20 protein-coding genes are annotated in these 25,495 nt (G+C 73.8%); 18 read left to right on the forward strand and 2 right to left on the reverse strand.

Annotation, left to right across the window (positions count from 1 at the left end):
- The first annotated feature begins 82 nt into the window (after window positions 1–82).
- From KOV94_RS14980 to KOV94_RS15020, 9 genes are all read left to right on the forward strand, one after another.
- Entirely contained in the window at window positions 83–1,135 is a 1,053-nt protein-coding gene (locus KOV94_RS14980; RefSeq protein WP_124342270.1) for an ABC transporter permease, read from the forward strand.
- 9 nt (window positions 1,136–1,144) lie between these two features.
- Window positions 1,145–2,107, forward strand: a complete 963-nt coding sequence (locus KOV94_RS14985) for a carbohydrate ABC transporter permease (RefSeq protein ID WP_124342269.1) — start codon at window positions 1,145–1,147, stop codon at window positions 2,105–2,107.
- 147 nt (window positions 2,108–2,254) lie between these two features.
- Window positions 2,255–2,830 (forward strand): DUF624 domain-containing protein, encoded by a 576-nt coding sequence (locus tag KOV94_RS14990; protein WP_225916781.1) that lies wholly within the window; start codon window positions 2,255–2,257, stop codon window positions 2,828–2,830.
- Window positions 2,827–4,866: a DUF1565 domain-containing protein gene (locus tag KOV94_RS14995; protein ID WP_218052478.1), complete on the forward strand. Its 2,040-nt coding sequence runs from the start codon at window positions 2,827–2,829 to the stop codon at window positions 4,864–4,866. Before KOV94_RS14990 ends, KOV94_RS14995 begins: the two co-directional genes overlap by 4 nt.
- Window positions 4,867–4,945: 79 nt before the next feature.
- Complete coding sequence (locus KOV94_RS15000; protein WP_124342266.1) at window positions 4,946–5,509, forward strand: hypothetical protein; 564 nt, start codon at window positions 4,946–4,948, stop codon at window positions 5,507–5,509.
- Between the two features lie 86 nt (window positions 5,510–5,595).
- Window positions 5,596–7,104, forward strand: coding sequence for a cytochrome ubiquinol oxidase subunit I (locus tag KOV94_RS15005; protein ID WP_308160573.1), 1,509 nt, complete (start codon window positions 5,596–5,598; stop codon window positions 7,102–7,104).
- Complete coding sequence (locus KOV94_RS15010; RefSeq protein ID WP_218052479.1) at window positions 7,101–8,147, forward strand: cytochrome d ubiquinol oxidase subunit II; 1,047 nt, start codon at window positions 7,101–7,103, stop codon at window positions 8,145–8,147. Before KOV94_RS15005 ends, KOV94_RS15010 begins: the two co-directional genes overlap by 4 nt.
- Before the next feature lie 71 nt (window positions 8,148–8,218).
- A complete protein-coding gene (locus KOV94_RS15015; RefSeq protein ID WP_124342264.1) occupies window positions 8,219–10,081 on the forward strand; it encodes a glycoside hydrolase family 15 protein in 1,863 nt (620 codons plus the stop codon).
- Window positions 10,078–11,409, forward strand: coding sequence for an NAD(P)/FAD-dependent oxidoreductase (locus KOV94_RS15020; RefSeq protein WP_124342263.1), 1,332 nt, complete (start codon window positions 10,078–10,080; stop codon window positions 11,407–11,409). The genes KOV94_RS15015 and KOV94_RS15020 overlap by 4 nt, the downstream gene beginning before the upstream one ends.
- Window positions 11,410–11,491: 82 nt before the next feature.
- On the opposite strand, the gene zwf is transcribed toward KOV94_RS15020, so the two are convergent.
- Window positions 11,492–12,898 carry a glucose-6-phosphate dehydrogenase gene (gene zwf, locus KOV94_RS15025; protein ID WP_218052480.1) on the reverse strand — a complete coding sequence of 469 codons (1,407 nt, stop codon included), beginning with the start codon at window positions 12,896–12,898 and terminating at the stop codon, window positions 11,492–11,494.
- Window positions 12,899–13,016: 118 nt separating this feature from the next.
- Between zwf and KOV94_RS15030 the strand changes: the two genes are divergently transcribed.
- Window positions 13,017–14,597 carry a GMC oxidoreductase gene (locus tag KOV94_RS15030; protein WP_218052481.1) on the forward strand — a complete coding sequence of 527 codons (1,581 nt, stop codon included), beginning with the start codon at window positions 13,017–13,019 and terminating at the stop codon, window positions 14,595–14,597.
- Between the two features lie 36 nt (window positions 14,598–14,633).
- Here KOV94_RS15030 and KOV94_RS15035 read toward each other — a convergent pair whose 3' ends face one another.
- On the reverse strand, window positions 14,634–17,216 hold the full coding sequence (locus tag KOV94_RS15035; RefSeq protein ID WP_218052482.1) for a helix-turn-helix transcriptional regulator: 2,583 nt from the start codon (window positions 17,214–17,216) through the stop codon (window positions 14,634–14,636).
- 316 nt (window positions 17,217–17,532) lie between these two features.
- Between KOV94_RS15035 and KOV94_RS15040 the strand changes: the two genes are divergently transcribed.
- From KOV94_RS15040 to KOV94_RS15075, 8 genes are all read left to right on the forward strand, one after another.
- Window positions 17,533–18,657: a flavin-containing monooxygenase gene (locus KOV94_RS15040; RefSeq protein WP_124343510.1), complete on the forward strand. Its 1,125-nt coding sequence runs from the start codon at window positions 17,533–17,535 to the stop codon at window positions 18,655–18,657.
- 67 nt (window positions 18,658–18,724) lie between these two features.
- Window positions 18,725–19,585: an alpha/beta fold hydrolase gene (locus KOV94_RS15045; RefSeq protein WP_218052483.1), complete on the forward strand. Its 861-nt coding sequence runs from the start codon at window positions 18,725–18,727 to the stop codon at window positions 19,583–19,585.
- A gap of 430 nt (window positions 19,586–20,015) precedes the next feature.
- Complete coding sequence (locus KOV94_RS15050) at window positions 20,016–21,575, forward strand: nucleotidyltransferase family protein (protein ID WP_218052484.1); 1,560 nt, start codon at window positions 20,016–20,018, stop codon at window positions 21,573–21,575.
- Window positions 21,572–22,822: a glycosyltransferase family 2 protein gene (locus KOV94_RS15055; RefSeq protein ID WP_218052485.1), complete on the forward strand. Its 1,251-nt coding sequence runs from the start codon at window positions 21,572–21,574 to the stop codon at window positions 22,820–22,822. Before KOV94_RS15050 ends, KOV94_RS15055 begins: the two co-directional genes overlap by 4 nt.
- Window positions 22,819–23,763: an alpha-amylase family protein gene (locus tag KOV94_RS15060; RefSeq protein WP_124343290.1), complete on the forward strand. Its 945-nt coding sequence runs from the start codon at window positions 22,819–22,821 to the stop codon at window positions 23,761–23,763. Before KOV94_RS15055 ends, KOV94_RS15060 begins: the two co-directional genes overlap by 4 nt.
- Window positions 23,760–24,494: a beta/alpha barrel domain-containing protein gene (locus KOV94_RS15065; protein ID WP_124343291.1), complete on the forward strand. Its 735-nt coding sequence runs from the start codon at window positions 23,760–23,762 to the stop codon at window positions 24,492–24,494. The genes KOV94_RS15060 and KOV94_RS15065 overlap by 4 nt, the downstream gene beginning before the upstream one ends.
- On the forward strand, window positions 24,491–25,228 hold the full coding sequence (locus KOV94_RS15070) for an HAD family hydrolase (protein WP_218052486.1): 738 nt from the start codon (window positions 24,491–24,493) through the stop codon (window positions 25,226–25,228). The genes KOV94_RS15065 and KOV94_RS15070 overlap by 4 nt, the downstream gene beginning before the upstream one ends.
- Window positions 25,225–25,491 carry a MoaD/ThiS family protein gene (locus tag KOV94_RS15075; RefSeq protein ID WP_218052487.1) on the forward strand — a complete coding sequence of 89 codons (267 nt, stop codon included), beginning with the start codon at window positions 25,225–25,227 and terminating at the stop codon, window positions 25,489–25,491. Before KOV94_RS15070 ends, KOV94_RS15075 begins: the two co-directional genes overlap by 4 nt.
- The last annotated feature ends 4 nt before the right edge of the window (window positions 25,492–25,495 follow it).

A 25,495-nucleotide genomic window follows, 5' to 3' on the forward strand; every position in this document is an offset into this window, starting at 1 on the left:
GCGAGGACGCGTGGTGGGGGGTGCCCTCTCACCACGCGTCCTCGACGACGACCCACCGCCCGGCGACGACGAGGTTGGACAGATGACGGACACCACGGTCACCACGCTTGTGGCCGCCACCGGGCTCGAACCGGCCCAGGAGCCCGCGAGCGGCTCGCGCGCTCCACGCCGCAAGGCCCGGACGCGAACGCCGAAGGAGCCCCGGCGCAAGATCACCTGGGACAGGATCTGGGCGCAGCGGGTCCTGCTCGCGATGGCCGTCCCGCTGCTGATGTACCAGATCCTGTTCAAGTACGTCCCGGTCTACGGCTGGGCGATCGCCTTCCAGGACTACAAGCCGGGTCGCGGCAGCATCTGGAACCAGGAGTGGGTCGGCTTCGAGAACTTCGTCGACCTGTTCACCGGCGTCAACGGTGAACGCTTCCGCCGGGTCGTGATCAACACGGTCGGGCAGTCGGTCCTGACCCTCGTCGTCGGGACCCTGGGGGCCATCGTCCTGGCGCTGCTGCTGAACGAGGTCAAGAACGCCCCGTTCAAGCGGATCATGCAGAACATCACCTACATGCCCCACTTCCTCAGCTGGGTGATCGTGGCCAGCCTGGCGTCGGTGGCGCTGTCGCTGCCCTCGTCGGGCGGGTTCATCAACCAGGCCCTCATGGCCGTGGGCCTGGTGCAGGAACCGGTCCTGTTCCTCACCGAGCCGAACCACTTCTGGGGGATCGTCGCCGGGACGAGCCTGTGGAAGGAGCTCGGCTGGAACACGATCCTCTACCTGGCCGCGATCACCGCGATCGACCCGAGCCTGTACGAGGCCGCCGAGGTCGACGGGGCGGGCCGGTACCGCAAGATGTGGAACATCACGCTGCCCGGGATCCGGCCCACGATCGTCGTGCTGCTCATCATCAACGCCGGCTGGATCCTGTCCACGAACTTCGAGCTGCCGTACTTCCTCGGCAACGGGCTGATCTCCGAGCGGGCCGAGACCATCGACGTCTTCGTGCTGCGCTACGGCTACCAGCTGGGCAACTACGACCTCGCCGTCGTCGCGGGCATCTTCAAGACCGTCGTCGCCATCATCCTGGTGGGCTCGGCGAACCTGGCGGCCAAGCGCCTGAACCAAGAGACGCTGGTCTAGGAGGACGTCATGACAAGCACCCTCGCCCCGAAGTCCCTGCCTCGGCGCGCACCGCGGAGCAGGTCGCCGCGTCACCGGTGGACGGCCGAGCGCGTCATCTTCACGACGCTGAACACCACGTTCCTCCTGGCGCTCGCGACGCTCATGGTCTACCCGCTGCTCAACACGCTCGCCATCTCGCTGAACGACGGCATGGACGCCGTCCGCGGCGGCATCGGCATCTGGCCCCGGGTCTTCTCGCTGAAGAACTACGAGGTCGTGCTCAACATGAACACGATCTACCAGGCGTTCTTCATGAGCGTCCTCAAGACCGTCGTGGTGGTGGCGACGAACCTGTTCTTCACCTCGATGCTCGCCTACGCGCTCAGCCGCAAGGAGTTCATCTTCCGCCGCCCGATCACCCTGATCTTCGTGCTGACCCTGTACTTCGACGCCGGGCTGATCCCCAACTACCTGCTCATCAAGGACCTGGGCATGCTGAACAGCTTCCAGGCCTACTGGGTGCCGGTGATCATCAGCGCGTTCAACCTGATCATCCTGCGCACGTACATGAAGTCGATCCCCGACGAGATCACCGAGTCGGCGCGCGTCGACGGGGCGGGGGAGTTCCGCACGTGGTGGCAGATCATCATGCCGCTGTGCAAGCCCGCGCTGGCCGTGGTGGGGCTGTTCGTCGCGGTCGGCAGCTGGAACGCCTGGCTCGACACGCTGCTGTACAACTCGGGCGACCAGGCGCTGTCCACGCTGCAGTACGAGCTGCAGAAGCTGCTCGCGAGCTCGATGAACGCCGGGGCGAACTCCGCGAACGTCGCGGGCAACGCGGCCTCCGTGGGGAGCGGTGGGCAGCTCACCACCCCGATCGCGCTGCGGTCGGCGATCACGATGGTGGCGGCCGTGCCGATCCTGCTCGTCTACCCGTTCCTCCAGAAGCACTTCGTGTCCGGTCTCATGATCGGCTCCGTCAAGGGCTGACGGCGTCGGCCTCCCGCCGTACGGGAGGCCGACCCGTCCGCACGACCCGCCACGTCGCACCGAGAGGCCCCGACCATCTTCCGCTTCAACCCCGCGTCGCGGCTGTGGCGCGTCCTCGACTCGCTCGGCTCCGTCATCCTGATCAGCCTGTTCTGGCTCGTGAGCGTCGGCCTCGTCGTGACGGCGGGGGCGGGAACCGTCATCGCCTACGAGGTCTGCCGCCGGTACGTCCTGGGCAAGGACGCGGGCCTGCTGACCGTCGTCACCACGGCCTGGCGGCAGAGCTGGAAGCAGGCGACCGCCGTCGGGCTGCTGGCCGTCCCGGTCGCGGCCGCCGGCATCGTCTCGCTCTCGTACCTGCCCACGTCCGGGCTGGCCGAGGTGCTCGTACCGCTCCTGGTCGTCGGACTCGTCCTCCTCCTGCTGCTCTTCTGGTGCCTCCCCCTCGTCGCTCGCTTCACCAACCCCACCTGGCGCCAGCTGCGCAACGGGTTCACCTTGGGGCTGACGACGCCCAGCCTGACGTTCCTGCTCGCGATCGCCGCGGTCCTCGGGGGCGTCCTCCTCTGGAACGTCCCGATCGCGGTCCTCGTGGTGCCCGGCCTGATCCTCGTGTGGTGGTGCTACCTGCTCGAGCGGTTCTTCGTCGCCCGGCGGTTCGTGCCACCACCGGAGCCGCAGGAGGCGGCGGACTCCGGCGATCGACGAGAGGCGCTGTCATGACCGTCCTGCACGTCGCCGTCACCGGCTCCGACCTGGCCGACGGGTCGGCCGAAACCCCCTTCCGGACCATCGACCGGGCAGCGCAGGCCGCCATGCCGGGCGACACCGTCGCGGTGCACGAAGGCGTGTACCGCGAGTGGGTGAACCCCCCGCGCGGCGGGACGGTCGACGCGCCGATCACCTACCAGGCCGCGGTCGGCTCCGACGGGCGCTTCGAGCCCGTGACGATCTCCGGTGCCGAGGTCGTCACCGACTGGCGGCCCCATCCCGGCGCCGACGGCCGCGTCTGGGTCACCGAGGTGCCGAACGCCCTGTTCGGGGGACGCAACCCGTACGCGGAGCGCATCGGCGGGGACTGGTTCTTCGACCGGGTCAACACCTGGCACACGGGGGAGGTGTACCTCGACGGGAAGTCGATGTACGAGTCGCTGACGCTCGGCGGCGTCGAGCACCCCGAGGTCACCCCGGACTCGTTCGACCCGGAGGGCTCGCTGCTCACCTGGTACTGCGAGGTGGGCGACGACGTCACCACGATCTGGGCGAGCTTCGGCGGCGCGGACCCCGCCGAGCACGAGGTCGAGATCAACGCGCGCACCTTCGTCTTCTGGCCCTCCGCGACGGGCATCGACCACATCACCGTGCGCGGGTTCACCCTGACGAAGGCCGCCACGCAGTGGGCCCCGCCCACCGCGCTGCAGGAGGGGCTGATCGGCCCGCACTGGTCGACGGGCTGGGTGATCGAGGACAACACGATCACCGACTCGAAGAACGTCGGCGTCTCGCTCGGCAAGGAGGCCAGCACCGGGCAGAACGAGGCGGCGGCGGGGCCGGACGGCGCGAAGGGCGGCACGCAGCGCGAGCGCGAGGTGATCCAGCGGGCGCTCGTCCTGGGCGGGCCGGATGCGGGCGAGCCGCACCCGTGGCACCGGGACCACGTCGGCTCCCACACCGTGCGCCGCAACACGATCCGGGACTGCGAGCAGGCCGGCGTCGTCGGGCACCTGGGCGCGGCGTTCTCGACCATCGCCGACAACCACATCTCGCGCATCCACGTGAAGCGGCAGTGGCACGGCGCCGAGGTGGCGGGGATCAAGCTGCACGCCGCCGTCGACACCGTGATCAGCGGGAACACGATCCACCACACGCACCGCGCGCTGTGGTTGGACTGGCAGGCCCAGGGCACCCAGGTCCGGCGCAACGTGCTCTACGCCTCGACGGCCGAGGACCTCATGGTCGAGGTCTGCCACGGTCCGTACCTCGTGGACTCGAACCTCTTCCTCTCGCCGTGGGCGGTCAAGGACATGTCCACCGGCGGCGCGTACGTGCACAACTACGTCGCGGGGCGCTTCGCGAACTGCACCGAGCACCAGCGGTACACGCCGTACCACCTGCCGCACGCGACGGCCGTCTACGGCGTGTCGAACATCCTCGGCGGCGACGACCGGTTCTACAACAACGTCTTCGTCGGGGACCGCGGCACCAGCGACGCCCCGGGGTCGGACGGGCAGGTGGAGCCGGCGCTCGCGAGCTTCTGGTCCGGCGCGATCGACATGGACGGCGTGCCCGGGCGGGCGACCTTCGTCCCGACCCCGGTGGGCACGTCGCAGTACGACGCCTACCCGACGCCGGAGGAGTACCCGCACGAGCAGGGCAGCGACCTGGCAGGTCCGCGGCTCCCGGTCTGGGTCGACGGCAACCTCTACGCGGAGGGCGCCGAGCCGTTCCGCGCGGAGCGCACGCCGCTCGTGGTCAGCACGTCGCCGGTGCGCGTCAGCGTGGTCGACGCCGAGGCGGGGACCGTCCGGGTCGACGTGGACGACGCCGAGGGCATCGACGTCGTCGCCCCCGTGACGACCGCGCGGCTCGGGACGAGCTACCAGGCGGAGATGCCCTGGACGAATCCCGACGGCTCCGACCTGGACCTCGGCACCGACGTCTTCGGGATCCCGCGGGACAAGGTCGTGCCGGGGCCGTTCGCCGCCTCGGCACCCGGGTCGCGGTTCCTCGCCGCACCGGGCCCGGCTCGTCGGCGGTAGACGGTTCCGCGGCCGCTGCGTGTGGCTCCGACCCGTCCGACCCCTGGACAGGACGGTTTGCGGCGGTATGGTCGGGTCCATGGGACTGGGGGCGGTCCGTCGTGCAGCAGCCGCGAGCAGCGTCGCCGTCGTCGTGATGGCGACGGTGTGCTCCTGCGCCACCTCGGGTGGCGGGGAGCCCGAGGGTGAGCCGACGAGCAGGTCCCCCTCCACGTCCTCCAGCCCGACCGCGGACGCGTCACCGCAGGCGATCCAGGAAGCCGTCCTCGAGGCGGGCGTCACCGGGTCGGGCCTGCCCGCGGGCGTGACGCCGCCGGACGACAGCGGCTCGCCGGGTGCCGGCTGGGCGCCGGACGACGGGCTGTTGTACGTCGTCACTTTCGGCTCGAGCACCTGCCCGATCGTCGCCGAGCCGGAGGCGACGCTCACGGGCGGCACCCTGACCGTCGAGGTCGGGGCCACGTCGGACGGCCCGTGCACGATGGACTTCGTCCCCACCACGTCGGTCGTCGGCGTGCCGGACGACGTCGACGAGAACGCGCCGGTCACGGTCGACCTGGGTGACCAGATCATGCTCGACGTCCAGCCGCGCAGCGCCGCGGGCTCCGCCGGCCCGATCACCTGGGCGCCGACCCCCGGCTGACCGGTCCGTGGCGCCACCCGGCGCCACCGCACCAGAGCACCAGAGCACGTCCTCCACCCGATCGTCGCCGTACGGGGAGTCGCGACGTGGACACGAGCCAGACGTTCGACGTGCTGACCGCGCTCGCCGCGGTGGACCCGGTGCCGTGGGCGCGGTCGCAGATGGCGTTCACGCTGATGTTCCACATCATCCTGGTGCCGCTGGGCGTCTCGTGGGCGGCGATGGCGCTGATCGCGAACTACCGCGCGATCAGGCACGACGACCGGGACGCGCTCGAGCTCGCGCAGCGGTGGTCGAAGTACATGGCGGTGACGTTCGCGGTGGGCGCCGTGACGGGGACGGTGCTGAGCTTCGAGTTCGGGCTGCTGTGGCCACGGTTCATGGGGCAGTGGGGCGAGGCGTTCGGGGTGCCGTTCGCCTTCGAGGGGCTGTTCTTCTTCCTCGAGGCGATCTTCATCGCGGTGTACATCTTCGGCTGGAAGCGCCTGCGGCCCTGGCCGCACCTCTGGACGGGCGTGCCCGTCGTGCTCGCGGGCGTCCTCGGGTCGGTCTCCGTGGTGGCGGCCAACGCGTGGATGAACGCGCCGACGGGCTACACGCTGGACTCCCAGGGGAACGTGGTCGACGTCGACCCGGTGCGCGTGATCTTCAACGAGTCGATGCCGTGGCAGGCGGCGCACATGGTCGTCGCGGCGTACCTGGTCGGCGGGTTCCTCGTGGCGTCGGTGTACGCCACGGCCATGCTGCGCGGACGACGCGACCGCTACCACCGGCTCGGGTTCACGATCGCGTTCACGGTCGCCGCGATCGCGGCGCCGGTCCAGATGGGCGTGGGTGACGGCCTGGCGCGATGGGTGTACGAGAACCAGCCGGTGAAGTTCGCGGCGATCGAGCTGGTCCCGACGACCGGTTCGGACGTCCCCGAGACGCTGCTCGGGCACCTCGACGAGGACGGGCAGGTCGAGGGCGGGATCCCGATCCCCGGGCTCGCGTCGTGGCTGTCGGACCCGAGCACCGGGCGCTCGACGGTGGTGCAAGGGCTCGACTCGGTCCCGCCGGACGAGCGCCCGTCGATCCGCGAGACCAACATCGTCCACCTCGCGTGGGACGTCATGGTGGGGATCGGGACGCTGCTGTTCCTGCTGGCCGTCTGGTACGGCCTGACGTGGCTGGTGAAGCGGCGCGCGCCGCAGGGGCGGCTGTTCCTGGGCATCGCCGCATGCTCGGGCGTGCTCGCGGTCGTCGCGATGGAGGCCGGCTGGATCGTCACCGAGGTCGGGCGCCAGCCGTGGATCGTGTACGAGGTCATGCGCGTCGAGGACGCCGCGACCGGCAACGAGAGCGTGTGGCTCACGTTCGTCGCGATCGTCCTGCTGTACGTCGCGCTCGGCACCACCACGGTGCTCGTGCTGCGCGCGATGAGCCGGCGGTTCCGCCGCGCCTCCGGGTTCGTCGACGACGACACCCCGTACGGCCCGACGCCGGGGTCCGCGCGCGTGCCCGAGCCCGCGGGCGTCGCCGGACCCGGCGACGGCAGGGCCGAGGACGGGCGCCACGGCGACGAGCGACGGCAGGACCCGGAGCCCGTGACATGAGCGCGACCCTCGTCGCCGCGGTGCTGCTGCTCGCCATCGCCGCGTACGCGACCTTCGCGGGGGCCGACTTCGGCGCGGGGTTCTGGGACCTGACGGCCGGGGGAGCCGAGCGGGGCGCGGCGCCGCGCGACCTCGTCGAGCACTCGATCGGTCCCGTGTGGGAGGCCAACCACGTCTGGCTGATCTTCGTCCTCGTCGTCACGTGGGCGGGCTTCCCGGAGGCGTACCAGTCGATCTGGCTGACGATGTTCGTCCCGCTCACGATCGCGGCGATCGGCATCGTGCTGCGCGGGGCGTCGTTCGCGTTCCGCAAGGCCGTCGTGACGACGCGCGCGCGGCGCGTGTTCGGCGGTGGCTTCGCGCTGTCGTCGGTGCTCGTGCCGTTCTGCTTCGGTGCGGTCGCGGGTGGCATCGCGTCCGGTCAGGTGCCCTCGGGCGGCCGCGCGGGCGACCCCGTGCAGAGCTGGCTCAACCTCACGTCGGTGAGTGTCGGGATCCTCTCCGTCGCGCTCGCCGCCTACCTCGCGGCCGTCTACCTCGTCCGCGACGCGCGGCACGCCGGCGACGGTCGCATGACGCACTACTTCCGGCGCCGCGCGGTCGTGGCCGCGGTCGTCGCGGGCGTCGCCGCGGCCGTCGGGCTCGTCGACCTGCGGTCGGAGGCACCGGACGTGTTCGAGGGCCTCACGACGCGCGCCCTGCCGCTCGTCGTGGTGTGCGCCGCGTGCGGCGTGGGCGCGCTCGTCCTGCTCGTGCGTGACGCGCCGCGCGGCGCCCGGCTGCTCGCGGCGCTCGCGGTCGTGACGCTGATCGTCGCCTGGGGCGTCGCCCAGTGGCCGTACCTCCTGCCGGGGCAGCTCACCGTCGCGGACGCCGCCGCGCCCGACGGCACGCTCACCGCGCTCGTCGTCGCGGTCGTCGCCGGCGTGCTGCTCGTGGGGCCGGCGTTCGTGCTGCTCTACGTGCTCGCGCTGCGCGGGCTCCTGCCCGAGGAAGGAGTCGAGACCGCCGACGCGGACGCGGTCGACAGCCCGCGCCGGTGACGCACCACCGTCGAATCTCGCCGCGGGTCGCACCGGGCGGCCCGCGCGTGCCGAGCGTGAGGAGCCCACCCGTGTCACCGTCCCTCTCCCCGTTCCCGCCGATCGCCGACTACGCGTTCCTCTCCGACTGCCACACGGGCGCGCTCGTGGCCCCGGACGGCTCGGTCGACTGGCTGTGCCTGCCGGCGTTCGACTCGGCGAGCGTCTTCGGCAACCTGCTCGACCGTGGCGCGGGCTCGTTCCGGTTCGGCCCGTACGACATCAACGTCCCCACGGCGCGCGCGTACGAGCCGGGCACCAACGTCATGACGACCACGTGGCACACACCGAGCGGATGGCTCGTGGTGCGGGACGCGCTCGTGATGGGGCCGCGGCGCGGGGCCGACGTCGTGACGCCCCACACCCGGCCGCCCGCCGACGACGACACCGAGCACATGCTCGTGCGCACGGTCGAGTGCCTGCGCGGGTCGGTCGAGGTCGAGCTCGTGTGCGAGCCCGCGTTCGACTACGGCCGCACGCCCGCGACGTGGACGCTCGTGGGCGACGACGACCACACGGCCGACGCGACGGGAGCCGGTCAGACGTTCCGCCTGTCGACGGACATGCTCATCGGCATCGAGGGCGGTTCGGCGCGCGCCCGGCACGTGCTGTCCACGGGGGACACGGCGTTCTGCGCGCTGTCGTGGTCCGCGACGCTCGCGGCGCCGACCGACGCGCAGGACGCCGTCGCCCGCGTCGAGGCCACGATCCACTTCTGGCGGCAGTGGCTGTCGCGTGCGCGGGTGCCCGACCACCACCTGCGGCCGGCGATCGAGCGGTCGGCACTGACGATCAAGGGCCTGACGTACATGCCGACGGGCGCGACGGTCGCGGCGCTCACGACGTCGCTCCCCGAGACGCCGGGCGGCGAGCGGAACTGGGACTACCGCTACACGTGGATCCGCGACACGACGTTCACGCTGCAGGCGCTGCACTACCTCAACCTCGACTGGGAGGCGGACGAGTTCATGCAGTTCGTCGCCGACCTCGAGCCGACCGAGGACGGCAGCCTGCAGATCATGTACGGGATCGACGGCCGCCGGGACCTCACCGAGTCGACGCGCGACGAGCTGAGCGGCTACGAGGGCGCGAGGCCGGTGCGCATCGGCAACGGCGCGTTCGACCAGCGGCAGAACGACGTGTACGGCGCGGTCCTCGACTCGATCCTGCTGCACACGGCGCGCAGCTCGCACCTGCCACGACGGCTGTGGCCGCTCGTCGAGTCGCAGGCCACGGCGGCGATGAAGGCGTGGCGCGAGCCCGACCAGGGCATCTGGGAGGCCCGCGGCAAGCCCCAGCACTACGTGTCGTCGAAGCTCATGGGATGGGTGGCCCTCGACCGGGCCGCGAAGCTCGCAGCGATCCGCGACGACGCCGAGCGCGAGGCGACCTGGCGCGCGGAGGCCGACGTCATCAGGGCGGACATCCTCGAGCACGGCGTGAGCGACGCGGGCGTGCTGCGGCAGCACTACGACACCGAGGCGCTCGACGCCTCCACGCTGCTCGCGCCGCTGTTCGGGTTCCTGCCCGGCACCGACCCGCGCATCCGCGCGACCGTCGAGGCCGTCGAGCGCGACCTGTCGGAGAACGGGTTCGTGCTGCGCTACCGCACGGACGAGACCGACGACGGCTTGTCGGGCAAGGAGGGCACGTTCCTCATCTGCTCGTTCTGGCTCGTGTCCGCGCTCGCGACGATCGGGGAGATGGACCGCGCCAACGCCGTCATGGAGCGGCTGCTGCGGATCGCGTCGCCGCTCGGCCTGTACGCCGAGGAGTTCGAGGTCGAGCGCGCGCGGCACCTCGGCAACGTGCCGCAGGCGTTCTCGCACCTCGCCCTCATCGAGGCGGCCGGCCGGATCGTCCTCGACGACTACCGGCGGGAGCTGTCGCTGTGAGCGCCGCGGAGGTCGTGGACCTGCCCGTCGTGGTGCTGGGCGGCGGGCTCGCGGGCGTCGCGTGCGCGCACCGGCTGGCCGACGCCGACGTGCCCGTCGTGCTCGTGGACCGCAACGACTACCACCAGTTCCAGCCGCTGCTGTACCAGGTCGCGACGTCGCAGCTGCCCGCCGAGGACGTCGCGCGCCCGCACCGGACGGTGTTCCGGAGGCACCCGGCGGTCCAGGTGCGCACGATCGAGGCCGTCGCGGTCGATGCCGGCGCCCGCGCCGTGACGCTCGCCGACGGGCAGGTGCTGCGGGGCTCGGCACTCGTGCTCGCCGCGGGCGCGCAACCGGAGTTCTTCGGGGTGCCCGGCGCCGCCGAGCACGCGTTCCCGCTGTACTCGGTCGCGGACGCCGAGCGCCTGCGGCGGCACCTGCACGACGTCGTGCGCACGGGGGCGGACGCGCCCGACGGCGCCCGGCACGTCGTCGTCGTGGGCGGTGGCCCGACGGGGGTCGAGACCGCGGGCGCGGTCGCGGAGCTGTTCGCCGCGCTCGCGCACACCGGGCGGCTGGCCGGCCCGGCGAAGGTCACGCTCGTCGACCGCGGGTCCGCGCTGCTCGCACCGTTCGCCGAGGCGTCGCACGCGTACGCGCACGAGCACCTGGTGCGGCACGGCGTCGACGTGCGGCTCGGCACGGGCGTCGCGGCGGTGCACGCCGACCGGGTCGAGCTCACCGACGGCACGGTGCTGCCCGCGCGCACCGTCGTGTGGGGCGGCGGCGAGTCGGCGGCCCCGATCCTCGCGGGCGCGGGGGTCCCGACCGGCCGGGGCGGGCGCGTCACCGTGCGGCCGGACCTGCGTGTCGAGGGCCTGCACCACGTGTACGCGGTGGGCGACGCCGCCAACGTCCCGGACGGCGACGGCGACGGCACGCTGCCGCAGCTCGGGTCGGTCGCGCAGCAGTCCGGGCGCACCGCCGCGGACAACCTGCTGCGCGAGCGCGCGGGGGAGGACCCGCACCCGTTCCGGTACCGCGACAAGGGCATCATGGCGATGATCGGCCGCAACGCCGCCGTCGCCGAGGTCGGCCGCAAGCACCACCAGGTCGAGGGTCCCGTCGCGTTCGCCGCCTGGCTCGGCGTGCACGCGATGCTGCTGAGCGGCGCGCACAGCAAGACCGACGCGTTCCTGTCGTGGGGGTGGGACTACTTCGACCGCGACCACGCCGCGCTCGTCGAGATGTCGTCGACGCCGCACCGCATCGCGTGGGGCGACGACGAGGCGGACGTGCCGCACATCGTCGTCGACGGCACACCCGCACGGAGCGCCGCGGGCTGACGTCGGGTCCGCGCCGCGCGGGTGACGGGGCGCGGCGTGGACCGGACGGGTCTCGTCGCCGGCTCGGCCGACGTCGCCCGGCTCAGCCGACCCAGGGCTCGTGCCAGCCGCCGAACCCGTCGGGCAGCGCGTCGGCCGCCGCGGGCCCCCACGAGCCCGGCGCGTACGCGTGCACCGGGGGAGGGGCGTCGAGCAGCGGCTGCATGACGCGCCACGTCTCCTCGATCGCGTCCTGCCGCGAGAACCGCGTGCTCTCGCCCGCGAGCGCCGCCTGCAGCAGCACCTCGTACGGCGTCGGTCCTTCACCGCCCTCGTCGGCGAACTGCATGTCGAGCATGATCGGCGCGACGCGCGCGACGTCGGCGCGGCGCGCGTCGACGCGGATGCGGATGCCGGTGGACGGGTCGAGCCGCACCACGAGCTGGTTCGGCTCGGGCTCGTGGCTCCAGGGCCCGAACCCGAGGCGCGGCGGGCGCTTGAACACGAGCCGCAGCTCGGTCTGCGTCGTCGGCAGCCGCTTGCCCGTGCGCAGGAAGAACGGCACGCCCGCCCACCGCCAGTTCTCGATCTCGAGGCGCAGCGCGGCGTACGTCTCGGTCGTCGAGCCGGGCGCGACGCCCGGGATCGCGGTGTACCCGTCGTACTGACCGCGCACGTAGTGCCGCGGGTCCGCCTCGACGACGGCTCGGAAGAGCGCCGTCTGCGCGTCCTTGAGGGTGGCGGGGTCACCCCGCGACGGCGGCTCCATCGCGGACGCCGCGACGACCTGCATGAGGTGGTTGACGACGACGTCGCGCAGCGCGCCCACCGGGTCGTAGAAGTGGCCGCGCGTCTCGACGCCGAAGTCCTCGGCCATCGTGATCTGCACGCACTCGAGGTAGTTCCGGCTCCACAGCGGCTCGAGGATCGCGTTCGCGAACCGCAGGTGCAGGATCTCCTCGAGGCCCATCTTCCCGAGGTAGTGGTCGATCCGGAACAGCTGCGACTCGTCGAGGTGCTCGTGCAGCTCGTCGGCGAGGGCGGTCGCCGACCGCTGGTCGTGCCCGAACGGCTTCTCGACGACGACGCGCGCGTGCTCGGTCAGCTCCGCCTCCGCGAGGCCCTGCACGACGCGACCGAACAGGAACGGCGGGATCTCCAGGTAGAACACGGGCGTCGCGGCACCGTCGACCGCCTTCGCGACACGCTCGTACGTCTCGGGGTCCGTGAAGTCGCCGCTCACGTACGACAGCCGGCCGAGGAACCGGCCCAGCACGTCCTCGTCGACCGTCTCGCCCGTCGCCGCGATCGACGTGCGCGCCCGGTCGGCGAGCTGCTCGAGCGTCCAGTCGTCCGCCGCGACACCCACCACGGGCACGTCGAGCAGACCGCGTCGCTCCAGCCGGTACAGCGACCGGAACGTCATCACGTGGGCGAGGTCGCCCGTGATGCCGAAGATCACCAGGACGTCGGCGGGGCGCGTCGCGCCCCCACCACCTGCTGCTCCCATGGCCGCCTCCCGCAGCGTCGGGACCGTTGACACCCCCGAGCCAAACGGCCCGACGCGCCCGTGTCGTCATCCGCCGCGGACGACGGCGGGCCCGGCGCGGGCGGCCACGGTGGTGCGCATGGCCGACGAGCAGCACTACGACGTCATCGTGATCGGGACCGGCGCGGGCGGCGGCACGATCGGGCACCGCCTCGCGATCCAGGGCGTGCGTGTCCTCTGGCTCGAGCGCGGGTCGTTCCTGCCGCGCGAGCTCGACAACTGGGACACCAAGGCGGTGTTCGTGCGCGGCACCTATCTCGCGCACGAGCAGTGGTACGACCGGCACGGGCACGAGTTCCAGCCCGAGGTGAACTACTACGTCGGCGGCAACACCAAGTTCTACGGCGCCGCGCTGTTCCGGCTGCGGCCCGAGGACTTCGGCGAGGTCGTGCACCACGGCGGCGTGTCACCGGCCTGGCCGATCGGGTACGACGACCTCGAGCGGTACTACACGCAGGCCGAGCACCTCTACAAGGTGCACGGCCGGCACGGCGAGGACCCGACCGAGGGCCCGGCGAGCGCGCCGTACGCGTACGAGCCCGTCGCGCACGAGCCGCGCATCCAGCAGCTGAGCGACGACCTCGAGGCCGCCGGCCTGCACCCGTTCCACCTGCCGATCGGCGTCGACCTGCACGAGGACGCGCCTGGGGTGGCCGCGCGGGCGTCGGCCTGCATCCGGTGCACGCGCGTCGACGGGTTCCCGTGCCTGCTGCAGGCGAAGTCCGACGCGCAGGTGATCTGCGTCGACCCCGTGCTCGACCAGGACAACGTGACGCTCGTGACCGGGGCGTCCGTGGACCGCCTGGTCACGGATGCGGGCGGGCGGTCGGTCACCGGCGTCGTCGCGACGTTCGAGGACGGCACGACGACGACGTTCTCGGCCGACGTGGTCGTCGTGGCGTGCGGAGCCGTGAACTCGGCGGCCCTGCTGCTGCGCTCGGCGACGGACGCGCACCCCGAAGGCCTCGCGAACTCCTCGGGCGTCGTCGGGCGCTACTACATGCGGCACAACAACGTCGCCGTCATGGCCGTCTCGGTCGAGCCGAACCCCACGCGGTTCCAGAAGACGCTCGCGTTCAACGACTGGTACCTCGGCGCCGACGACTGGGACTACCCGCTCGGCGGCGTCCAGATGCTCGGCAAGTCCGACGACGCGATGATCCACGCCGAGGCGCCGCGCTGGGCCGGGAAGCTCTCGCCCGACCTGCCGTTCGAGGTGATCGCGCACCACGCCGTCGACTTCTGGCTGTGCGGCGAGGACCTCCCGCGGCCGGAGAACCGCGTCACCGTCGACAAGGACCTCCGTGTGCACCTCGCCCTCGACGAGGACAACAACGTCGAGGGCGTGCGGCGGCTGCGGCACAAGCTCGACGGGATGCTGTCCCACCTCGGGATGCAGCACCACCGGCTCCTGGACCACAGCCTGTACCTGCACAAGTCCATGCCCGTCGGCGCGACGGCGCATCAGGCCGGCACGGTCCGGTTCGGCACCGACCCGGCGTCGAGCGCGCTCGACCCGTTCTGCAAGGCGCACGACCTCGACAACCTCTACGTCGTCGACACGAGCTTCTTCCCGTCGATCGGCGCCGTGAACCCGTCGCTCACCGCGATCGCGAACGCGCTGCGCGTCGGGGACCACCTCGTCGAGCGGCTGCGCTGACACCGGCCCGAGGACCGGCCGAGGACCGGTGCGACGTCAGGCGGAGAGCAGGTCGAGGTCGCGCGCCCGCCGGATCGCCTCGTTGCGGCCCGACGCCGAGAGCTTCGCGAGGATGTGCCGCACATGCGTGCGCACGGTGTTGACGGAGACGCCCATCGACGCCGCCGTCTCCTCGGTCGACAGCAGCGCCGCGAGGTGGACGAGCGTCTCGCGCTCGCGCGCCGTGAGCGGTTCGACCGGGTAGAGGCGCCGGGTGCCGCTGACCGCCGTCGCGTCGACGGCGGGTTCGTCGCCGCCGTCCGACCGCGCGCCGCCCGACCCGTCGAGCCAGCGGCCGGCGGCCTCGAGGCGCGGTTGCGCCCGCAGCAGGTCGAGCACCTGAGGGTGCGCCTCGACGAAGGGGCGTCGGAGGCGCTCGCGGCCCGCGAGGTGCAGCGCGTGGCGCAGCGCCGCCGTCGCGGGACGCGTCCGCCCGAGCCTGACGAGCCGCTCGGCCTCGAGCAGCCACCCCGTGACGCGGTTGTCGAGCGGCGCCCCGGCGTGGCCGAGCGCGTCGACGAACTCCGGGTCACGTGCGGTGTCGCCGCGCGCCAGCCGGGCGCGGGCGCGCACGAGCGCGGCGTCCAGCCCGTCGGCCGGCACGTCCGCCGGATCACGGTCCGCGGCGGCGAGGTCGTCGCACGCCGCCCGCTCGACCGCGACGCGACCCACGAGCCACGCGGGCGGGCGGGGCGCGTCGTCGGCGACGGCGCGCAGCACCCGGCGCGCCTCGGCGACGTGCCCGGTCAGCCGCAGCACGCGGGCACGCACGAGCGTCAGCGCGGCCGCCGCCGACGGCGTGGCAGCGCCGCCGGCGTCGTCGACGTGCCGTCGTGCCGCGCGGAGGTCGACGTGCTCGGTCGCGACCCACGCGAGCGCGACGTGCGCCGCGGCCGACCGCGGTGTCGCGGGGTCCGCGCCGCGCGGGAGCTCCGCGAGCCGGCCGGCCCGGCGGAGGTCGCCCTGCATAGCCTCGAGCAGGGCGAGGCCGGCGCGGCACGGCTCGCCGAGGGACGCGTCGCCCGCCTCGTCGGCGACCGCCACGCCGCGGAGCCACGAGTGCCGGGCCCGCGACCGGTCGCCCGACCAGGCGTGCAGGTCGGCCTGTGTCGCGAGCGCGTCGACCAGGACGCGCACGGTGTCGGCGTCGCGCGGACCGTCCGCCGCGCACGCGTCCTGGACACGGGCCGCGGCCGCGAGACCCGCCTCGACGTCACCCCGGACGCGCGCGACCGCGAGGTCGACGACGGCGCGGTGCCGCACGACGAGCGCGTGCGCGTCCGTGGCGGGACGGGTGGGCCCGGGCTCCGTCAGGCGCGCGGCGGCCGCGTGCACGTCGCCGCGCAGCAGGGCCCCGGCGGCGCGCGCGACGCGGCTGGCCTCGTGCGACGCGTCGGGCGGGACTGCGGCGAGCGCCGCCGCGAGGGGGGTGGTCGTCCCGCCGGGTGCGAGCAGCAGCGTCCCGAAGTCCGGCCGGCCGACGACGGCCTCGGTCGTCTCGCGCCAGCGGCCCGCGGCTCGTGCGTGGTCGAGCGCCTCGGTCGTCGCCCCGTGCTCGGCGCACCAGCGAGCTGCGGTGACGTGCAGGGCGGGCACGAGCTCCGGTGTCCGTGCCGTGAGCTCGACGCGCAGCAGGTTCGCGACGAGCGGACCGACCTGGAACTCGTCCGCGGTGCCCGTGGCCCGGGCGAACGCACCCGAGCGGACGAGCTGCGTGAAGAGCGAGCCCGACGCGTCCCCGACGAGCGCGTCGAACAGACCTGGTCGCAGGCGGTCGGCGACCGCGCTGCGCAGCAGCGCCCCCCGCACCTCGGGCGGTGCCGTCCCGAGGACGTGGGTCGAGAACCAGGCGGCGAACTCGCCGTCGACGCCCGACCACGCCGCGGCGGCCGCGTGCGCCGGGTCGTCGGTCCGTGCGGCCGCCCGGGCCGCGAACCGGACGGCCGCGGCCCAGCCCTCGGTGCGCTCCACGAGCCGGGCGACGTCCCGGCCACGCAGACCGGTACCGCGGCACACGTCGGCGACCTCGGCGTCGGTGAGCGCGAGGTCGGCTCGGCCCACCTCCGCGACGTCACCGCTCAGCCGGCGGGCGAGGACCTGGGGGAGCGGGACGAGACGCGTCGCGGCCACGAGGCGCAGCCGGCCGTCGGCCAGGCGGACGAGGCGGTCGAGATCGCCGACGGTCGCGGGCGCGAGGTGGTGGGCGGCGTCGACGACGAGGAGCACCGGGCGCGGTGCCGACGCGAGCGCGGTCGCCAGCCGGATCACGACGTCGGGCGACGCGGCACGACGCGGCGGCATGCCGACGCCCGCGCGCACCAGCGCGGCCTCGACGTAGCGCCAGAACCGGCCGGTCGCGTCGTCGCCGCTCTCGACGGACACCCAGGCGGCTCCCGGTCCGGCGCGACCGTCGGCGAACCACGACGCGAGCAGCACGGTCTTGCCGGTGCCGGCCGGCGCGCTCACGAGGGTGAGCGGCGCGGACGACGCGTCGTCGAGCGCCCGGACGAGCCGGGGACGCCGGGCGAGCGGCACACGGAAAGCGGGCACTGCGAGCTGGTGCTCCAGCAGAGCGACCACGGACGGCCTCCTCATCCGCGGGCGGCGACGACGCCCCCCTCGACGGCGTCGGCGTGAGCCGAGCCGCACGGGCCCTGACAGCGTGGCCCGGCGAGGAGGCAGCGCGCAAGGGACGTCGCGGGCCGTCTGACGCGCGGGTCGGGAGCCCGCTGCGCGTCGGCCCGGGTGCTGCGACGCTCGCGCTCCTGCCCGACGCAGGGCGGCGTGCGTGCTCGGCCGGCCGGCTGACGACCTGGACAACCGTCCGGAAAGGCTGGCGGCGGGGCCCGACGCGTGGAACGCTGGGCCGCCCGTGACTCGAGGAGGAGGTCGGCGGATGGTGGCAGGGCCGGTTCTGGTGGTGGGCGCGGGGCCCGGCGGGCTCGCAGTCGCCGCCGCGCTGCGGGCGCGGAAGGTCGACGCGGTCGTCGTGGAGAGGTCGTCCGCGGTCGGCGCCTCGTGGCGCGGTCACTACGACCGGCTGCACCTGCACACGACGCGCCGCTGGTCGTCGCTGCCGGGGCTGCCGATCCCGCGGGCCTACGGCCGGTGGGTGGCCCGCGACGACGTCGTCCGGTACCTCGAGCAGTACGCCGACCACCACCGGCTCGAGGTGCGGACCGGGGTCGCGGTCGAGCGCGTCGAGCGGGCGGGCGCGGGGTGGCGGCTGCGCACCGCCGGGGACGGGACGGTCGAAGGGAGCGCGGTCGTCGTGGCGACCGGCTACAACCACACCCCGGTGCCGCCCGCGTGGCCGGGCGTCGCGGAGTTCCCGGGCGAGGTCGTGCACGCCTCCTCCTACCGGAACGCCCAGCCGTACCGCGGCCGCGACGTCCTCGTGGTCGGCGTGGGCAACACCGGCGCGGAGATCGCGGTCGACCTCGTCGAGGGTGGCGCCGGGCGGGTACGGCTCGCGGTCCGGACGCCGCCGCACATCGTCCGGCGCTCGAACCTCGGCTGGCCCGCGCAGGGCACCGGGATCGTCGTGCGTCACCTGCCCGTGCCGCTCGTCGACGCGACCGCGCGGCTGATCGCGCGGGTCGAGGTCCCCGACCTGGCTGCCCACGGGCTGCCCCGCCCGACGACCGGCCTGTACTCGCGCGTGCTCGAGGGCTCGGTGCCGCTGCAGGACGTCGGGCTGATCGCGGGCGTGCAGTCGGGCGCGATCGAGCCCGTCGCTGCCGTCGAGTCGTTCGAGGGCACGAAGGTCGTGCTCGCCGACGGCACACGCGTCGAGCCCGACGTCGTGATCGCGGCGACCGGCTACCGACGCGGTCTCGAACCGCTGGTCGGCCACCTGGGCGTCCTCGACGCGCGCGGTCTGCCGCGTGCGCACGGCCCGCGGCCGGCCCGGCCGGGCCTGTACTTCACCGGCTACACCAACCCCATCAGCGGCATGTTCCGCGAGCTGCGCCTCGACGCCGAGCGCATCGCCCGGTCGGTGGCACGCTCGCGCGGCTGAGGTAGCCGGCGCGTGCGGGAGCGGGGCGCCGGTCGACGCACGCGGTGCCCCCCGCCACGATGGGGAGGTGAGCCGCAACGAGCGCGTGGTCGACGTCGGCGGCGTCGCGCTGTGCCTCGACGTCACCGGTCCGCCCGACGCGCCGGTGCTGCTGCTCGCGCACGGCGGTGCGTGCTCGCTCGACGCGTGGCCCGACGCGCTCGTCGAGCGGCTCGCGCAGGAGCGGCGCGTGATCCGGCTCGACTGGCGCGACACCGGTCGGTCGGCGACGTGGCCGCCCGGCGAGCCGGGGTACGGGCTGCCGGACCTCGCGGAAGACCTCGTCGGCGTGCTCGACGTCGAGGGTGTGCCGGCCGCGCACCTCGTCGGACTGTCCATGGGCGGTGCGGCGGCGCAGCTCGTCACCCTGGACCACCCCGAGCGGGTGCGGACGCTCACGCTGGTCAGCGCGACCCCCGGCGTACCCGGTCGCGAGGCCGACGACCTGCCGTCGTTCGACCCCGACCTTTTCGCGTCGTCGCCGCCCGAGCCGGACTGGTCCGACGGCGCCACCGTCGTCGCCTACCTCGTCGAGGAGGAGCGGCCGCTCCAGCGCGGCGGCTTCGACGCCGACGTCGAGCGTGCGATCGCCGAGCGGACCGTCGCGCGGGCCACCGACATCCGGTCGCGCACCAACCACGGGATCATGGACGGCGGGCCGTCGTGGCGCGACCGGCTGGGGGAGATCCGCGTCCCGACGCTCGTCGTGCACGGCGCCGACGACCCCATGTTTCCCCTGCCGCACGGCCGCTCGCTCGCGGACGAGATCCCCGGCGCTGAGCTCCTGGTGGTCCCGGACGCGGGTCACGGAGTGCCACCGCGCCGGGCATGGCCGACGCTCGTCGACCGGCTGCTGCGGCACACCGCGGAGCCGCCGGAGCGGGGCTGACCGCCGGCGGGCGACCACCGGCGGCGGATGATCGGCGTCGACGGCCGGTCGCGCAACCAGGTCGCCGGACTGTCCGACATGCGGACTGGCTCGTCGGGTCGCGCGAGGCCCGTCCGCCGGTCCCGTCGACGGCCGACGACGCGATCGAGGACGATCCGAGATGGTCGGGTCGCCCCGTCGTCGGACCGTGCGCTGCGGCATGATCACCGGCCTTCGGCGCGTCGCGGCCCGCCTGACCCGCCCCGTTCTCGGACGACGCCTAGACGGGCGTCCAGGGCAGCGCGAGACGCTTTTTGACGCACGAATTCCGTGTCCGATATGCGTGGATTAAAACATTCTCACGCGATTGACCGCCTTCCGTGACCGTGCGTAGCGTCTCGGCCCGTTGCCTGAGCCCGGCACTGACGCCGGCCGAGACGTGGAGGCGCCGTTGTCGTCGTTGAGTGGGATCCGCCGTGCGCTGCTGTGGGCGGCGGGAGGAGCCGAGACGCCGGACCTGGCTGGGATCGACCAGGACGTGCTCGTCCGCGCCCTGCGCCAGCACAGGCTCGAGGGCCGGTTCCTACGCCGCCTCGACGACGAGGCCGTGGACGCGCCCGAGACGCTGCGGCGACGGGTCGCGGCCGGACACGACGAGGTCGTCGCGCGCGTGCGGGACCAGATCGCGCTGTTCCGCACGGTGCGCGACTCGCTGCACCACGAGGGGCGTGGTCCCGGCCTCGTGCCGGTGAAGGGCTTCGGCCTGTACGCCCTGACGGGCGACCCGGGGCACGCCGCGTTCAGCTGGGACATCGACGTGCTCGGTGCCGACCCCACCGAGGTGGCGCGCGCCGTCGAGGCGACCGGTGGGTCGGGCTTCCACTTCCACGGCGAGGAGCACCCCTACGTCTTCGCGCACATGGACGACGTCGAGGTGCACGCCCGATACATCGTGACCGGGATGCCGTCGCAGCTGGCGGAGTCGGCGGTCGACGTCCTCGGCACCCCCGGCCGCTGCGAGCTGCGCACGCCGTTCTCGATCTCCAGCGTCACGTACGACGACCTGGTCGACCTGCTGGCCCCGGGGACCGGCGAGGCGCAGGAGATCGACGTGCTCGGCCCCGAGATGTCCGTGCTGATCCGGTGCGCGCACGTGTACGTCGGCTTCGCGATGAACACGCAGCCGCTGCCGTGGGCGACGGTGCGGCTCGTCGAGCTCGCCCAGATGCGCGACTACCTCGCGCTCGGCTCGTTCGACACGGACGTCTTCCGCACGCTGCACGAACGGTTCGACGCCGGGCTCGTCACGGACTTCGCCCGTCGCCTGCACCTCGACCTGTTCGGCGAGGACCCGTTCGAGCCGGTGTTGGGCGCGTCGTCCGCGATCCGCGACTGGTTCCCGCGCAACCTCTGGTGGGACGGCATCGACGCCGGGTTCCCCGTCAGCCTGCCCTGGGCGGCGGCGGACCTCGTCGCGTCGGACGCCGACCACCAGGACCTCGCGGACCTCCTCGGACCGGACCCGGTGGTGCTGGGCTCCGACGGCACTGCGGCGCTGTCGTTCCTCGCGACCGACGACGACCACGCGGGGCGCTATGTCTTCCACCGCTTCGGCGGCGACCTCGGGTCGATCCGGGCCGAGCTGTCCGCGACGCCGGAAGGGCTGCACGCGACCGCGCACTTCCCGGCGCTCGAGGACCAGCACATGGCGGCCCTCGGCTGGGCCACGGGCACGTATCGCTACGAGCTGTTCTACCGACCGCTCGACGGGACCCACGAGTTCTCCGACTACTCGAGCGACAAGACGGGACCGCGCCCGCGCGTCGAGCTGTGCACCGCGCGCGGCGACGGGCACGAGCTCGCCGTCGTGTTCCCGTGGGAGTCGCTCGGGGTCGACGCCCCGGCCGACGCGCTCGACCTGCCGCTGACCTTCCGCGCGCGGGTGCAGGAGCGTCCGTGGGGGGCGGTCGTCGGAGGCGTCGTCGCGCCGCTGCGGGTGAGCCGCGCATGAGCGACGTGCTCGGAGCCGGTTCGTGTCCGCGCGGCGACGTCGTCGACGCCGTCGTGAGCAGCGTCGTCCTCGTCGCCGACCCGCGGCTGCAGGAGGCCGCGGTGGACTACTGGGACATGTCGTCGGCCGCCCACCGCGGGGTCGTGGACCGGCTGCGACGCGTCGGGAGCGTCGAGCTCGCGCTGGCGACCGAGGCCGTGCTCGGTGACCCGCACGACCCGGTCGCGGTGCACCACCTCTCCGACGTCGTCGCCGCGACGTTCGGCGACGGCGGCGCCTGGCGCTCGCTCGGCGAGCAGGCGCTCCACGCCGACGGCACCGGCCGCCTCGCGGCCCACGTCGGGCGCGCGCACGACCCGGCCGCAGTCGAGGTCGGCGCCGCCGACCTCCTCGCGTGGCCGGCCCCGGCCCCGCCGGCGGACGTGCCCGACGCACCCGTGCTCGTCGTCGTCCCCTTCCGCGACCGCACCGCCGGGCGTTCCCGCCTGCGGAACCTGCTCGCGTGCGTCCGCGCCCTCGCGGACCAGACGGCGGACCGCGCGTCCTACCGCGTGGTCGTCGTCGAGGCGGACGAGCAGCCGCGCTGGGAGGCGGTCGTCCGCCCGCGCGTGCACTCCTACCTCCACCTGCGGGCCGCGGGTCACTTCAACAAGGCATGGGCGGTGAACGCCGGCGTCGTGCAGGCCGGACCGAGCGAGGTCGTGTGCGTCCTCGACGCCGACGTCCTCGTCGACCGGGAGTTCGTCGACCGCAACGTCGCGCGCTTCCGTGCACGCGGCGCGCAGGCCCACCTGCCGTTCCGGGACGCGCTGTGCCTCGACCCGGCCTCGTCGGACGCGGCGATCCGCCGACGCCTGCTCCACGCCGACGCGTCGGTCGCCCCCGACGTCCTGCGCGGTGCCGTCCTTCGTCGCCCGCCCGGCCACTGCGTGTGGGTGCGCACGGACCTGTTCCACCGTGTCGGGGGCTTCGACGAGCGGTTCGTCGGCTGGGGAGGCGAGGACCTCGACCTCGTGTTCCGGCTCGACGTGGTCGGAGCGGTCGACCGGTACGGCGACGCGCTGCTGCACCTCCACCACGAGCGCCCCCAGACGCAGGTCGACGGCAAGCGGTTCTACGCGGGCCGGCGCCTGCTGAGCTGGCACCCCGCCGGGCCGATCGGCCAGCTGGACGCTCCAGCGACGTCGACGGACGACGACCTCGCCGGGCTCATCGAGCGGGTCGAGGACGCGGCGGCATCGCTGTGAGAGCGCTGTCATGCCTCGACCGAGCGGTCGACCCGGAACGCCTCGTCAGGACGGCGCACGCCGCGGGTCTCGACGCGGTCGTGCTGAACGACGACCTCGTCGAACTCGAGGACGTCGTCGCGCTCGTGCGGGCCAGCGGGCTGCGCGTCGTGCTCAACCTGCCGCTCCTCTTCGACGTGGACCTGCTCACGCGCCTCCCGGACAGCCTCGCCGTGACGAGCGCGGGCCGGCCCGCGGTCGCCGAGTGGCTCCGGATGGCATGCCCGCGCGACGACGAGTTCTGGCAGGCGCGGCTCGACAAGATCCGGCCGGCCGTCGAGAGCGTGCGGCCCGACCTCGCGCTGCTCGACTTCGCCCGCACGTTCGTGCTCTGGGAACAGGTCGGGCCCGACGCCGAACCGCGTGCGATCGAGCACGGCTGCTGGTGCGCCCGCTGCCGGGCCGCCGGCGACGACGCCACGACGGTCCCCGCGGACGCGGTGACGGCGCGCGTGATCCAGGCGAGCGCCCTCGTCCGACGGTCCGCCCCTGGCACGCCGGTCGGCGTCAAGCTCGTGCCGTGGCTCGCGACCGACTACGGCGGTGCCCGCGAGTGGGCGTGCGGGCAGGACCTGCGCGCGCTCGCGCCGTGGGTCGACGTCGTCGTCCCGATGTCGTTCTCCTCGCTCATCGGCCGTCCGACGACGTACCTCGCGACGCTGCACCGCGAGATCCGGGAGACGACCGGGCGGGCCCTCATGCCCTGGCTGCAGGCGGCCGACCCCGCGAGCCCGACGGCGCTCGGCGTGGAGCAGGTCTCCGAGATGCTCGACGCCGTCGAGCGCGACGCCGACCTCGGCTACGGCGTCTTCCACCTCGACGGCGTCGCCGACCGTCCCGACATCCTCGCGCTGCTGGCGTCGCGCGCCCCGCAGCACCGATCACCGAAGGAGACCTCATGACCCCGGAACGCGACGTGTTCGGACCCGAGCCGTGGCTGCGCCTCGGCGACCGCGGCTTCCACTCCCGGCTGCTCGTCGGTGTCGAGCAGTACACAGACCCGGGGCTCGTCGGCCGGGTGCTGACGGCGAGCGGCGCCGACGTCTTCATCACCACGTACGACCTCGAGCAGACGCGCAGCAGCCTGCTGCTGTCCGACGTGGACCGCGAGGTCGACCTCGGCGCGTTCACCTGGATCGGCACGACGTCGTTCGCGCACTCGGCGAAGGACGCGGTCGAGACCGCCCGACGTCTGCGCGACGCGCTCGGGCTGGACATCATCAAGCTCGACGTGCGGGACGCCACCAACCTGCCCGACGGCGACGCGACGGTGTCCGCGGCGAAGACGCTGCTCAACGACGGGTTCAGCCTCCTGCCGTTCATCCTTCCCGACCTGGGGACCGCACGGGTGCTCGAAGGCATGGGCTGCTCGGCGCTGCGCCTCATGGCCTCGCCGGTCGCGAGCTACCGCGGCCTCGTCGACCCGGACCTGCTGCGCGGGTGCATCGACGCCGTCGACATCCCCACGGTCGTCGAGGGCGGGCTCGGCAGCCCGGCGGACGTGACGCGGGCGTTCGAGATCGGCGCGAGCGCGGTGCTCGTCAACACGCTCGTCGCCCGCGCGCCCGACCCCGTCCGGATGGCGCGCGCCGTGCGGCACGCCGCGCTCGCGGGCGGCCTGGTGCGGGGGTGACCTCGGCGCTCGCGGGCGGTCGCCGCCTCGACGCCGTCCTGCTCGACGTCGACGGCGTCCTCGTCGACACCGAGGAGGCGGTGGTGGAGCTCTGGCAGGTGCTGTGCTTGCGGCTCGGGCGGCCGCCGCTCGACGACGCCGACCACGCGCACATCGTGGGCTGCGCCGTCGAGCACACCGTCGACCACCTCTTCGGCACCCTCGGCCCGGACGTGGTCGACCGTGCGCACCTGATGCTCGCCGACCTCGAGCCCGCGCTGCCGGCCCGCCCGGTCGAGGGGGCGGCCGAGCTCGTGCACGACCTGTGCGCGCGCGGCGTCCCGGTCGCCCTCGTGACCGGCGCGTCGAGGACCCGCCTCGACGCGGTCGTGCGGTCGCTCGGCGCCGCGGGTCAGCCCCTCACGGCCGTCACGGCGGGGGAGTCCGAGGGCAAGCCGCACCCCGGTCCCTACCTGCTCGCGGCGCGCCGGCTGGGCGTCGACGCCACGCGGTGCGTCGTCGTCGAGGACGCCGTCGCGGGTGTCCGCAGCGCGATCGCGGCCGGCGCGATCTGCCTGGGACTCGCGCCCGCGGGCAGCCCGCGGGGCGGGGCGCTCCTCGACGCCGGCGCCGAGGCGGTGCTCGAGACGCTCGACGCCGTGCGAGCGGCCCTGCGGCCCGTCGGCGACGGCTCCGCGGGCCTCCCGGCACCGACAGCGACACCTTCAACGACGAGAGGAACGTCATGGGCGTGACCATCCACCTTCCCGCGGTGCTCGCGGGCCGCGCGGGAGGATCCCGCACCGTCACCAGCACGGGGACGACGGTCGCCGAGGCGCTCGAGCGCACGGCGCAGGAGCACCCTGACCTCGTCCAGGTCATCCGCGGCCGCGAGGGCCTGTCCCGCTTCGTCAACCTGTACGTCGACGACGTCGACGTCCGCGGCACCGGGGGCCTCGCGACGCCGCTGGCTCCCGGCGCCGAGATCGTCGTCGTCCCCGCGGTGGCCGGAGGGTGAGCGT

This window comes from Cellulomonas algicola (assembly GCF_019024305.1).
GTDB lineage: Bacteria > Actinomycetota > Actinomycetes > Actinomycetales > Cellulomonadaceae > Cellulomonas > Cellulomonas algicola.